The following is an 11,958-nucleotide window of genomic DNA, read 5'->3' on the forward strand; positions in this document are numbered from 1 at the left end:
TTTTATGAACAACACTCCGCGTTACGCCGTTTTCGGCAATCCCGTTGCACACAGTAAATCGCCGCAAATCCATCAACAATTTGCGCTGCAGGAAGGTGCGGCCATCGAATATGGGCGCATTTGTGCCGAAATCGGCGGTTTTGCTGAGGCTGTTGCGGCGTTTCGTACCGAGGGCGGGCAAGGTGCGAATGTAACTGTTCCGTTCAAGCAGGAAGCTTTTGCGCTGGCGGACGAGCATTCCGACCGCGCTTTGGCTGCCGGCGCGGTCAATACGCTGGTGTGGTTGGAAGACGGCAGAATACGCGGCGACAATACCGACGGTATCGGTTTGGCCAACGACATCACGCAGGTCAAAAATATTGCCATCGAAGGCAAAACCATTTTGCTTTTGGGCGCAGGCGGCGCCGTGCGCGGCGTGATTCCGGTGTTGAAAGAACACCACCCTGCCCGTATCGTCATTGCCAATCGTACCCATGCCAAAGCCGAGGAATTGGCGCAGCTTTTCGGCACTGAAGCCATCCCGATGGCGGATTTGAACGGCGGTTTCGATATCATCATCAACGGCACGTCCGGCGGCTTGAGCGGTCAGCTTCCTGCCGTCAGCCCTGAAATTTTTCGCAACTGCCTCCTTGCCTACGATATGGTTTACGGCGACGCGGCGCAGGCGTTTTTGAACTTTGCCCAAAGCAACGGCGCGGCCGAAGTTTCAGACGGCCTGGGCATGCTGGTCGGTCAGGCTGCCGCCTCTTACCATATTTGGCGCGGATTTACGCCCGATATCCGCCCTGTTATCGAATACATGAAAGCCCTGTAACCATGTTCCGCATCATCAAATGGCTGATTGCCCTGCCCATCGGCATCTTCATTTTCTTCAACGCTTATGTGTACGGCAACATCATTACCTACCGCGCCGTCGCACCTAGCAAAACCGCTTTCATGTCCATGCGCATGAGCCAGTTTGCAAAAGAAGGCCGCGATGTCGAGCTGGATTACCGCTGGGTGCCTTACGACCAAATCTCCGTCAACCTCAAAAAAGCCCTGATTGCTTCCGAAGATGCCAACTTTGCCGAACACAGCGGCTTTGACTGGAACGGCATCAAATACGCCATGAAACGCAATAAGCAAAGCGGCGAAGTCAAAGCCGGCGGTTCGACCATCAGCCAGCAACTGGCGAAAAACCTGTTTCTCAACGAAAGCCGCAGCTACATCCGCAAAGGCGAAGAAGCGGCGATTACGGCGATGATGGAAGCCGTTACCGACAAAGACCGCATTTTCGAGCTGTATCTGAACTCAATCGAATGGCACTACGGCGTATTCGGCGCGGAAGCGGCATCCCAGTATTTCTACAAGAAACCTGCCTCCGCCCTCACCCGCCAACAAGCCGCCAAACTCACGGCGCGCGTTCCGGCTCCGCTGTTTTATGCAGACCATCCTAAGAGCAAACGGATGCACAACAAAACCAATATCATCCTGCGCCGTATGGGTTCGGCAGAATTGCCCGAAAGCGATATGGATTAATTAAAAAGGCCGTCTGAACATTTCAGACGGCCTTTGTTTTTAGGCTTTCTCTTCCGGCTCCGGTACGTCAAACACTTGACGCAGGTAAGCGAGAAAGGTGTTGTTGGTGGTCATGGTTTTGCCCGGGGAGTCGGAGAGCTTGGCAACGGATTGGCCGTTGCACTCGACGAGCTTCAAAACAATGTTCAAAGGCGTGTGTCCCAAGTCGTTGGTCAGGTTGGTACCGATACCGAAACTGGTTTTGAAACGGTCTTTGAAGTATTGGTGCAACGCCCATGAACACTCAATATCGAGGCCGTCTGAAAAGGTCAGCATTTTGGTGCGGCTGTCGATTTTGAGTTTTTTGTAATGCTCGTAGGCTTTGTCGCCCCAAACATAAGGATCGCCGCTGTCGTGGCGCAGGCCGTCGAAGAGTTTGGCGAAGTAAAGGTCGAAATCACGCAAGAAGGCATCCATGCCGACTACGTCGGTCAGGGCGATACCGAGGTCGCCGCGGTATTCGTGTACCCAGCTTTCCAGCGCGGCTTTTTGGAAATTGCGCAAACGTACGTCCAAGGCCTGGAAGGCTTGGAGGAACTCGTGCGCCATGGTGCCGATGGGTGTGATGCCGAGTTTTTTGGCCAGATAAACGTTGCTGGTACCGCGCACGATATCAGGAGCAGCTTCCAGCAAAGTGCGGATAACGTGTTCCTGCCATGCGAGGGTGTAGCGGCGGCGTGTGCCGAAATCTGAAATAAGGAACGGCGGATCATTCGGATTTTGTGTAGCTGCAATTTCTTTCAGCTGTTGCGCTTTGGCCTGCAAACGGCGCTCGCCTTCTTCAATGACTGCGGGCGTTTCCAAGCGGCGGAAATAGAGTTCGTTGACGATGGCAAGAATGAAAATCTCGAAGAACATCGCCTGTATCATCGGGCCTTCGATGCGGATGTTCAGACGGCCTTGATCGTCAGGGCTGACTTGGACAAAGCGGCGTTGGAGTTGGAAAAGTTCGAGATAATCGACAAAGTCGCTTTTGATAAAGCGCAGGCTACGCAGATAGTCGAGTTCGTCATGGGTAAAGCGCAGCTGGCACAGGGCGTCGAGTTCGCGTTCCAAGTCTTCTTGAATATCGGCCAGCGGATACACCATCTCTTTGTTGCGGCAGCGGAATTCGTAGAGGCTGTGGGTTTGCGGGAATTGGTGCAACACGACTTGCAGCATGGTGAATTTGTACAGGTCGGTATCAAGCAGGGATTGGATAATGGGCTGATGAGCAGACATAAGCTTTCTCTGAGTAAACGTGGGCGTTGAGGTATCGATTTTAATGGAAAAGGCCGTCTGAAAGAAACCTTATTCAGACGGCCTTTATCTTAATTTAATCCAACTGCGCTACGGAAACCGGCAAAGAGCGGATGGTAGACAACATCGTGCTGGCATCTTTTTGCTGTTTGCGGAACGCGGCCATATTGGTCGGGGTCAATTTCGGCGTTGGCAGAGCGACGGTAGTCGGGTTGACCGGCTGGCCGTTGACGCGTGCTTCGTAATGCAGGTGCGGACCGGTCGAACGGCCGGTTGTACCCACAAAACCAATCACTTCGCCGGCACGGACTCTGCCGTCGGCAGGGCTGAATGCGCTCATGTGGCCGTACAGGGTTTCCACACCGTTGGCATGGCGGATCATCACGGTATTGCCGTAACCACCTTTCCAACCTTTGAAAATCACTTCGCCGTCGGCAGCAGCCTTAATCGGCGTACCGGTCGGCGCGGCATAGTCGATACCGGTGTGCATACGGACGGTATGCAGAACCGGGTGGACACGGTAGCCGAACGGGGAAGAAATACGCGTGTATGCAACAGGCTCGGTATTGAAGCCTTCTTTTTGTTGCAGGGACTTACCGTTTTGGTCGTAGTAGCTGCCGCTTTCTTCGTCGCCTTTGCCTTGGCTGTAATAATAGGCTTGATAAGTTTTGCCGTCTTTAACCACTTCAGCCGCCAAAATATCGCCAACCGCCATTTGCTGGCCGCGGAAATACATGCTGTTGTACAAAAGGCGTACGGTATCGCCCTCTTTCAAATCACTCATATTGAACGAGTCGGCAAAGATTTCTTTGAGCTGGATATACACTTCGGAAGGGATTTCAGCACGGAGCATATCGCCGATGGCGGAAGTGCGGATTTGTACGGAGCGCAGGGTCGGCATGGTTTTCATGTCGATTTCGGCATTGGAGATGCGCCATTTGCCTTTGACTTTTTCCAAAGCCACCAAGTTGCGTTCCAATTCTTCATCGGTAAAGAATTGAACGTCGGTCACTTGGCCTGAAGAATCGATGCGGATGTTGACGGATTGGTTGGTCCGCAGGTTTTTCATGTCGAGGTTGGCATTATTTTTCGCCATGATTTGCTTGATGTCTTCTTGGTTGACACCCATGCGCGTCAAAACGTCTGCCAAAGAGTCGCCGGCTTGGACGGCTTCTTGCGCCCAATAGCTGGATTGGTAGGTATTGGTTTCCACATAAACGGCAGGCAGCTCTTCGGAAATACGCTCGACTTTGAAATCGGTTTGTGCAGGTTGAGGGTCGGTAATGGCGTATGCGGTCATGATGCCTGAAGCCGGCAGCAGAAACGCTAAGAGGGTTGCTTTGAATCGAGTGGAATATTTGTTTTTAATCACGCGTTATCCTTAATGGGGCGGTCTGTTTTTGAGGTTTGCAGAATGCCGGCACATCCGGCCTGCTGCGACCGCCTGCTGGTTTAAACAGTTTTGGGGATAAAGGACTTTGAGTCTTTTTTCCGATCTGAAAATCAGGTTTTCATTCGGAATGAATGAGGTCGTGTTTGAGATTGACGTTATTATCAGGGCTATTGTGTTGATTTACACCCTGTTTTTCTGAAATTTACGCCACGCATTTTAGCATGACAGCCCGTTTTTTCCAAACCGGCCGTCTGAACGGCTCTTTTGGGGTACATGAGGGCAAGGTTCCGAAACGCATCATTTGTCGCGTAAAATAACGGTTTTTCTATCTATTTGCGCTTATGAAGCTGACCCTCGCCCTCCCCTCGCTCAACCGCTTTGCCGACGAATCCGTCCCTGAGCTTGCCTTACCTGCTTTTAACCGTCTTTTGCGTTACGGCACATTACGCAAAGAAACACTCAGGCCGTCTGAATTTTACGGACGCCATTTGTGGGGCGGCAGCCTCATTGCCCAAGTGCAACGTTTACGCCACACAAGCCAAAAACGCACAGCCGCTTTTGCCTCTCCGGTTTGGCAACAGATGGGCATGCACCATGTCAACATTATCAGCGGCGAGTTTATCGGCATCCAAAAAGAGGAGGCGCAACGGTTATGTGCGGATTTGTCGGCGTTTTATCAAGATAAAGATTGGCAATTCGAGCCGCTTTGCGAAAGCATGTGGTTGCTCAGTATGCCGAGGATAGAAGATTGGGGCGCGGAATGTGTTTTGGATGTGTGTGGGCAGCCGGAAATGGACGGTCAGGCACACGGCAAAGATGCGGTGTCTTGGTTGGCCATGCAGACGGAAATCCAAATGTTTCTCCACTCGCATCCGATTAATCAGGAGCGTGAACAACAAGGATTACCGGAAATCAACGGTTTGTGGCTGTGGAACGATGCGAACGGTACACAGTCTGCGGATATCGTCGCTTCAGACAGCGCATGGGCGCGTTTTTCGGATACGCCCAAACTCAATGCGCCGTATGATTTGAAGGCTTGGTTTGAGATGGTTCAAGAAACAGGCAACACGGTTTCAGACGGCCTTATCTTTTTGGACGACTTGGTTTCCACCTTACAGACAGGCGATGTTTGGGCATACAAAGATATTTTGGAAAGCTGGGAAACCCGTTGGTTTGCGCCTTTATGGGACGCACTCGCTTCAGGCCGTCTGAAAGCCGTGTACATTGCCACAGACGGCGAAAACGGCGGCACGCTGGCAATCGGCTGCCGTTCCAAATGGGCATTTTGGCGCAAAGCCAAAACGTTTAACGGATCATGGTAAGCGGTTTTAAACCTCCAACGCCTCCAATTTGGCCGAAATTTTATCCCACACATCCTGCAACGGAATCGCTTTCAACAAACGGGTCGGATCGTTGGTATCGATGCTGTCGGGGTTGGGCAATTCGGCATAATCGCCGGCATAAATGACTTCCGCCTGCTCGGAATACGGACGCCATTTGTCCACCCATGACGCGCCAAACAAAGCGATTTGCGGTTTATCCAAAGCAGCGGCGATGTGCATCGGTGCGGAATCGACACCGATAAACAGTTTAGTGCCCTCAATGGCTGCCGCCAATTCACGCAGGCTCAAGCATCCGGACAACACCCAAACTTTTCCGCCTTCCGGAATATTCAGACGGCCTATAATTTCCTGAAGCATGTATTGTTCGACATTGTCGGGGGAAGCGGTCAATACGACATTCTGCCCGCTGTTGAGCAGAAGCTGTACGATGGCGGCATTCTTGCCGTCTTCCCAACATTTGAAATGCCAACGCGCACCCGGGTGCATCAATACATAATCTTCGCCGCTCCAACCCTGAGCACGCAATTTCTGCCGCATACTTTCCCTTGCATCTTGCGCCACCCAAAGGCGCACCTTCGCATCGGCCACGTCTTCCGGTTGGATAAGCGGCGCAAGGATATTCAACTGGTTTTCAACGATATGATGGCTGGGATCCAGCTCATGGTTGATAAAATCATGACAGAAACGCCACAAGAAACCGTCACGCTTGATGCAGTCCAAACCCACGCTGCAACGGGCGCACAGTTTGGCGATTATTGCCGCGCGCCATTGGTCGGACAGATTGAAAGCCCAGTCATAATCGCGTGTCTTCAGCTTTGAAAAAAGGTTTTTCTCACACGCCAACTGCTTGAATATGCCCAGCTTCTTCCAATTTCGATCAATGGTAAAAATCTGCGCAATCTGCGGATTATCGGCAATCAGCTGCTCCGTACCGGCATACACCAGCATATCGATTTCGCAATCGGGGAAACGGGTTTTCAGTGCATCAACCACCGGCGTGCTCAAAAGCACATCGCCATGATGGCGCAATTTGATGATCAGGATGCGTTTGGGTTGGGATAAAGACATACGAAACTTTCAGACGGCCTGTTGATTGGCTGCTATTGTAAAGCGGAAAACAGGTTTCATAAAATACAAAACAGGCCGTCTGAAAGCTATCCTGCTGATTCATCGCTATAAAATCCGCACAAGCCATGCAATTTATATTACAATCCGCACCCCGTGGTTCGAAAACCTCCCACATTAAAAAACTAAGGAAACCTCATGTCCCGCAACAACGAAGAGCTGCAAGGCATCTCCCTTTTGGGCAACCAGAAAACCCAATACCCGAGCGAATACGCGCCTGAAATTTTGGAAGCGTTCGACAACAAACATCCTGACAACGACTATTTCGTCAAATTCGTCTGCCCCGAGTTCACCAGCCTCTGCCCGATGACCGGCCAGCCCGACTTTGCCACCATCTACATCCGCTATATTCCCCATATCAAAATGGTGGAAAGCAAATCACTGAAACTCTATCTCTTCAGCTTCCGCAACCACGGCGACTTCCATGAAGACTGCGTCAACATCATCATGAAAGACCTCATCGCCCTGATGGATCCAAAATACATCGAAGTATTCGGTGAATTCACACCGCGCGGCGGCATCGCCATTCATCCGTTTGCCAACTACGGCAAAGCAGGCACAGAGTTTGAAGCTTTGGCACGCAAACGCCTGTTTGAGCACGATGCACAATAATCCTATTCAGACGGCCTAACGCCCTTTTCATTGCAAGACTTTCTCTATTGCACAGTCTCGCAAGGACTCATGCCGTCTGAAAAAACTTCCGAAAGATTTCCATGTACGAATTTACCGCCGCACAGCAGAAGAAAGCACTCTTCTGGCTGGTGCTTTTCCATATTTTTATTATTGCCGCCAGCAACTATCTGGTTCAGTTCCCCTTTCAAATTTTCGGTATCTTTACCACTTGGGGCGCATTTTCCTTTCCCTTTATCTTCCTCGCTACCGACCTGACCGTGCGCATTTTCGGCGCGCCGTTGGCGAGACGGATTATTTTTTGGGTGATGTTCCCCGCCCTGCTGCTCTCTTACGTCTTCTCCGTCCTCTTTCATGACGGCAACTGGACAGGCTGGGCATCTTTAACCGAATTTAACACCTTCGTCGGCCGTATCGCATTGGCCAGCTTTTCCGCCTATGCGCTCGGGCAAATCCTCGATATTTTCGTGTTCAACAGATTACGCCGTCTGAAATCATGGTGGATTGCCCCTACTGCTTCCACCGTTGTCGGCAATGCTTTGGACACGCTGGTGTTTTTCGCCGTTGCCTTTTATGCGAGCAACGATGAATTTATGGCGGCAAATTGGCAGGGCATCGCATTTGTCGATTATCTGTTCAAACTCGCCATCTGCACCCTCTTCTTCCTGCCTGCATACGGCATCGTATTGAGCATCTTGACCAAAAAACTGACTTCCTTAAACGTCCGTCAAGAAATGCCCGAATCGGTTTTAGCCAAATAAGCAGCAGATAAAAAACAAGGCCGTCTGAAACTTTAATCGTTCAGACGGCCTGAGACCTTTGCAAAATTCCACCGCAATCCCACCGCTTGCAGGCTACCTGAAAAGTCAAACGCCGTTTTCCCGGTATGAGAAAACGGCGTTTGTTGATGACAAGGTTTGCAAGGATTACAAAGTCGGGTAATCGGTGTAGCCCTGCTCGCCGCCGCCGAACATGGTGGCTTTGTCGGCGGGATTGAGTTCGGCGTTCAGCTCAAAGCGTTTGACCAAATCGGGATTGGCAAGAAACGGTACGCCGTAGGCGATGAAGTCGGCGATGCCTTTTTGCAGCTCCGCTTCGCCCGTTTCGCGGTCGTATGCCGTGCCGGCAATCAGGGTGTGTTTGATTTGGCTGCCGAAGCGTTCGATTTCGTCGTCTTGCGGATAATGCGGCAGCAGCGGGAACATCGGGCTGCGCTTCATCAGTTCTACAAAGGCAAAATCAAGTTTGTTGAGCTCGCCGATCAGATAATCGTAGCTGGCGGCAGGGTCGTCAAACGCCATGCCCGCGTAAGGGTGCAGGGGCGAGATTTTGATGCCGATTTTGATGCCGACTTTGTCGCCGCCCACCGCGTCAATCAAACCACGCATGATTTCCAGCGTAAAACGGGCTTTGTTTTCGATGCTGCCGCCGTATTCGTCATCGCGCAGGTTGCTGCTGTCGGCGAAAAACTGCTGCGGCAGGTAGCCGTTTGCCATGTGCAGCTCCACGCCGTCGAAGCCGGCTTTGATGGCATTTTTGGCCGCCTGAATGTAGTCGGCTTGGGTTTGTTTGATTTCGCCCAGCGTCAGCGCGCGCGGGGTTTCAAAATCCTGCAAGCCTTGCGAAGTAAAGTGCTGCATGCCTTCGATTTTTACGGCAGACGGGGCGACGGGCAGTTTGCCTTGGCGGTCGGTGGAATGGGCGACGCGCCCTGTGTGCCAAAGTTGGGCGAAGATTTTGCCGCCTTGGGCGTGTACCGCCTGCGTGATTTTTTGCCAAGCGGCGATTTGCTCGTCGGTGTAAATGCTTGGTGTGAGCGGGCTGCCGACGGCGTCGGGCGAGATGTTGATGGCTTCGGAAATGATCAGGCCTGCGGCGGCGCGTTGGGCGTAATACGCTGCCATTAGGTCGGTCGGCACGCCGTCTGCGGTGGCACGGCTGCGGGTCATCGCCGCCATCACCATGCGGTTGTTTAAGGACACATTGCCGATTTTGCCGGGGGATAGAAGTTTCATGATGGGCTCCGTTTGGGCTGAATGGTTAAGATGTGCGTATTGTAACGGGTCTGATTTTTAGGATAAATACTGAAAAATCGAAAAAGTGTGGTTGAGATGTTATGAAACGTATTGTAGAGAAGATTGCTTTTCAGATAAATATGGTTTTATAGATAACACTTATCCATTTTTAGATATAATAGGTTACCTGAAATCAGCAATAGACAATTATCAATGGATTATTTAAACGAAATGGCGTTATTTGCCGAAGTGGCGGAAGCCAAGGGATTTAGCAAAGCAGCCGCGAAACTGGGGATGCCGCAATCAACGTTATCACGCAGAGTCAGTGAATTGGAAAAGCAGCTGGGTTTACAGCTTTTGAACCGCACGACCCGGCGGGTTGAGCTGACCGAAGCCGGTAGGCGTTATTTCGAGCGGGTAAAGCCTATTATGGAAGAAGCGCGACGGATTCATGACGAGCTAAGCGGGATGCTGGTGCGTCCGTACGGCGTGCTGCGTGTATCGCTCCCCGTTGATTTTTCTTATGAATTTCTTGCGCCCCTACTCCCCGAATTTGCCGCGCAATACCCTGAAATCAAGCTGGAAATGGATGTTACGCCGCGTAAAGTCGATTTGATTGGTGAGCCGTTCGATTTGGTCATCCGCGCGGGAGAACAGCCCGATTCAGGGTATATTTCCACAGTGCTGATGCATGATGAACGTTATCTCTATGCCTCTCCAAGCTATCTGGCCAAACACGGCGAGCCGCAAACACCACAGGATTTACCCGCTGCCGACTGCCTACGTTTTCAGACGGCCTCAAATTGGACCTTGCTAAACAGGGCAGGTGAAACCGTACTCATCACCGCGCAATCGCCCTATGCCGTCAACAGCATGGGCATGCTGGCACGCATGGCTGCGCATGGCTTGGGGGTTGCCTTTATACCGGCAATAATGGCAGAACAATACGAAACGTCAGGTCATCTGAAACGCATACTGCCTGACTGGAAAGGACAGAGCGTCCCCATTTACGCCTTAACTGCCACGCGTCTGCTGCCGGCAAAAACAAAATGTTTTATTGCATTTTTGCGCAGCAAAACGAAGGCTGCTTGAAAGCATAAAAGCAGCCTGCACTTGCCGCTTGCTGTAACCGAGTGATATTCCCGCAATCCCCCTTTCCCCATTTTTAAAGAAACGCCCATGAAATCCAAACTATCCACGCTCGTCGCTAGCGTCCTTCTCGCAGCCTGTTCTGCCGTTCCGCATCATAACGAACAGGCGAAAGCCCTGCTGGACGAAGGCATCGCCCTGTATCAACAACAGGATTACCAACACGCCAAGCCCTACTTTGAGCAGGCGCAACAGGCGGGGCATATGAAAGCACCGCGTTATCTGGGGCTGATGTATCTGAACGGCAAAGGCGTCGCCCAAAATGCGCAAACCGCTTTCGCCTACTTCACGCAGGCTGCCAAAGCGGGCGACATTACCGGGCAATACTGGCTGGGCTATTGCTACGAAAACGGCGTCGGCACGGCGAAAGACACGACCCAAGCCGTGCGCTGGTATCAAAAATCCGCCGCACGCGGCGACCATGTTTCCCAGCCTGCCATTGACGCGCTGAACCGCTTGGGCGTAAAAACAAATTAACCGTTTCCCTCAATCTTTCAAGGAGTTTCCATGAAAAAGACCTTCTCCGTCATCGCCACCGGCCTGCTGCTGGCAGCCTGCACCGCCACGCAAAACACCGCTGAAAACAGCCCTGCCGCCCAAAGCGCGCAAAATCCCGCTTGGGACAAACAATACGGCGGCGCGGACAAATCCTACGACAGCCGCCTGCTCGCCCTACGCGAACAAATCGCCCCGCGTTTTGAAGTGCTGACCTTCAAAGACCCGCAAACAGGCAAAGAAATGCAGTACAACCTGTACACGCCCAAAAACCTCGAGCCCGGCCGCAAATACCCGCTGGTGATGTTTATTGCCGATGCCAGCACCGTAGGCAAAGGCGTGAAAGCCCCGCTGATGCAGGGCTACGGCGGCATTATTTGGGCAACCGACGAAGCGCAGGCAAAACACTCCGCCTTCGTCCTCGTGCCGTCCTACACCGGAACGGCGGTCAACGACCAATGGCAAACCTCAGACGAAGTCGGCATGACCCTGCGCCTCGTCAAAAGCCTGATGACCCAAAAACCGATCGACCCCGACCGCGTTTACACCACAGGCCAATCCATGGGTGGCATGATTTCCTTCTATCTCAACAGCATCGAACCAAACTTCTTTGCCGCTTCCATGTTCGTCGGCAGCCAATGGGACATCAACGTATTGAAACCGCTGACGCGGGCGAAGTTCATCTACACCGTTTCCGCCGCCGACCCGAAGGCATCGGCAGGCATGGCGCAAGTCGGCGAAATGCTGCAACAAAACAAAGTCGCCTACGCCGAAACCGAATTTTCCGCCAAATTGCCGCAGGCGGAACAAGACGCAAAAGTCCAACAAATGCTCGCCCAAGGCAAACGCATCAACTTCATCCGCTTCACGCCGAATACGGTGATTCCAGAAAACACCACCCACAAAGGCGCAGAGCATATGTATTCGTTTGATTACGCCTACCTGCTCGAACCCGCCCGCGATTGGCTGATGCAGCAGCAGCGCGGTAAGTAAGCCGCCAGCACAGTTTGCA

At 52.2% G+C, this 11,958-nt stretch carries 12 protein-coding genes and 1 riboswitch; of the genes, 8 read left to right on the top strand and 4 right to left on the bottom strand.

The annotated features are described in order from the left end of the window. The first annotated feature begins 4 nt into the window (after positions 1–4). On the top strand, positions 5–814 hold the full coding sequence (aroE, locus tag CYJ98_RS07150; RefSeq protein WP_101755961.1) for a shikimate dehydrogenase: 810 nt from the start codon (positions 5–7) through the stop codon (positions 812–814). Positions 815–816: 2 nt separating this feature from the next. After that, positions 817–1,518, top strand: a complete 702-nt coding sequence (gene mtgA / locus CYJ98_RS07155) for a monofunctional biosynthetic peptidoglycan transglycosylase (RefSeq protein WP_003684244.1) — start codon at positions 817–819, stop codon at positions 1,516–1,518. A gap of 39 nt (positions 1,519–1,557) precedes the next feature. On the opposite strand, the gene pncB is transcribed toward mtgA, so the two are convergent. Beyond that, positions 1,558–2,778 carry a nicotinate phosphoribosyltransferase gene (gene pncB, locus CYJ98_RS07160; protein WP_101755962.1) on the bottom strand — a complete coding sequence of 407 codons (1,221 nt, stop codon included), beginning with the start codon at positions 2,776–2,778 and terminating at the stop codon, positions 1,558–1,560. Positions 2,779–2,872: 94 nt separating this feature from the next. Continuing rightward, positions 2,873–4,168, bottom strand: coding sequence for a M23 family metallopeptidase (locus tag CYJ98_RS07165; RefSeq protein ID WP_003748435.1), 1,296 nt, complete (start codon positions 4,166–4,168; stop codon positions 2,873–2,875). A 362-nt stretch (positions 4,169–4,530) separates the two neighbouring features. Between CYJ98_RS07165 and CYJ98_RS07170 the strand changes: the two genes are divergently transcribed. Continuing rightward, positions 4,531–5,511, top strand: a complete 981-nt coding sequence (locus CYJ98_RS07170) for a hypothetical protein (RefSeq protein WP_101755963.1) — start codon at positions 4,531–4,533, stop codon at positions 5,509–5,511. Between the two features lie 6 nt (positions 5,512–5,517). On the opposite strand, the gene rfaQ is transcribed toward CYJ98_RS07170, so the two are convergent. Further along, positions 5,518–6,600 (bottom strand): putative lipopolysaccharide heptosyltransferase III, encoded by a 1,083-nt coding sequence (gene rfaQ / locus CYJ98_RS07175; protein WP_101755964.1) that lies wholly within the window; start codon positions 6,598–6,600, stop codon positions 5,518–5,520. 147 nt (positions 6,601–6,747) lie between these two features. Continuing rightward, a riboswitch (PreQ1 riboswitch) is annotated at positions 6,748–6,792 on the top strand. A 3-nt stretch (positions 6,793–6,795) separates the two neighbouring features. Between rfaQ and queF the strand changes: the two genes are divergently transcribed. Together queF and CYJ98_RS07185 are read left to right on the top strand one after the other, a co-directional pair. Next, positions 6,796–7,269, top strand: a complete 474-nt coding sequence (gene queF / locus CYJ98_RS07180; RefSeq protein WP_003748427.1) for a preQ(1) synthase — start codon at positions 6,796–6,798, stop codon at positions 7,267–7,269. Between the two features lie 101 nt (positions 7,270–7,370). After that, entirely contained in the window at positions 7,371–8,048 is a 678-nt protein-coding gene (locus CYJ98_RS07185) for a 7-cyano-7-deazaguanine/7-aminomethyl-7-deazaguanine transporter (RefSeq protein ID WP_101755965.1), read from the top strand. A gap of 165 nt (positions 8,049–8,213) precedes the next feature. Here the strand turns inward: CYJ98_RS07185 and CYJ98_RS07190 are convergent, their stop codons facing one another. Further along, positions 8,214–9,302 (bottom strand): alkene reductase, encoded by a 1,089-nt coding sequence (locus CYJ98_RS07190; RefSeq protein WP_180947877.1) that lies wholly within the window; start codon positions 9,300–9,302, stop codon positions 8,214–8,216. Positions 9,303–9,515: 213 nt separating this feature from the next. Here CYJ98_RS07190 and CYJ98_RS07195 point away from each other — a divergent pair, with 213 nt between their 5' ends. From CYJ98_RS07195 to CYJ98_RS07205, 3 genes are all read left to right on the top strand, one after another. Continuing rightward, positions 9,516–10,394 carry a LysR family transcriptional regulator gene (locus tag CYJ98_RS07195; protein WP_101755967.1) on the top strand — a complete coding sequence of 293 codons (879 nt, stop codon included), beginning with the start codon at positions 9,516–9,518 and terminating at the stop codon, positions 10,392–10,394. A gap of 87 nt (positions 10,395–10,481) precedes the next feature. Further along, positions 10,482–10,928 (top strand): tetratricopeptide repeat protein, encoded by a 447-nt coding sequence (locus tag CYJ98_RS07200; protein ID WP_101755968.1) that lies wholly within the window; start codon positions 10,482–10,484, stop codon positions 10,926–10,928. Between the two features lie 30 nt (positions 10,929–10,958). After that, positions 10,959–11,939, top strand: coding sequence for an alpha/beta hydrolase-fold protein (locus tag CYJ98_RS07205; protein WP_101755969.1), 981 nt, complete (start codon positions 10,959–10,961; stop codon positions 11,937–11,939). Positions 11,940–11,958 lie beyond the last annotated feature (19 nt).

It is taken from the genome of Neisseria perflava (genome assembly GCF_002863305.2).
Taxonomy (GTDB): domain Bacteria; phylum Pseudomonadota; class Gammaproteobacteria; order Burkholderiales; family Neisseriaceae; genus Neisseria; species Neisseria perflava_A.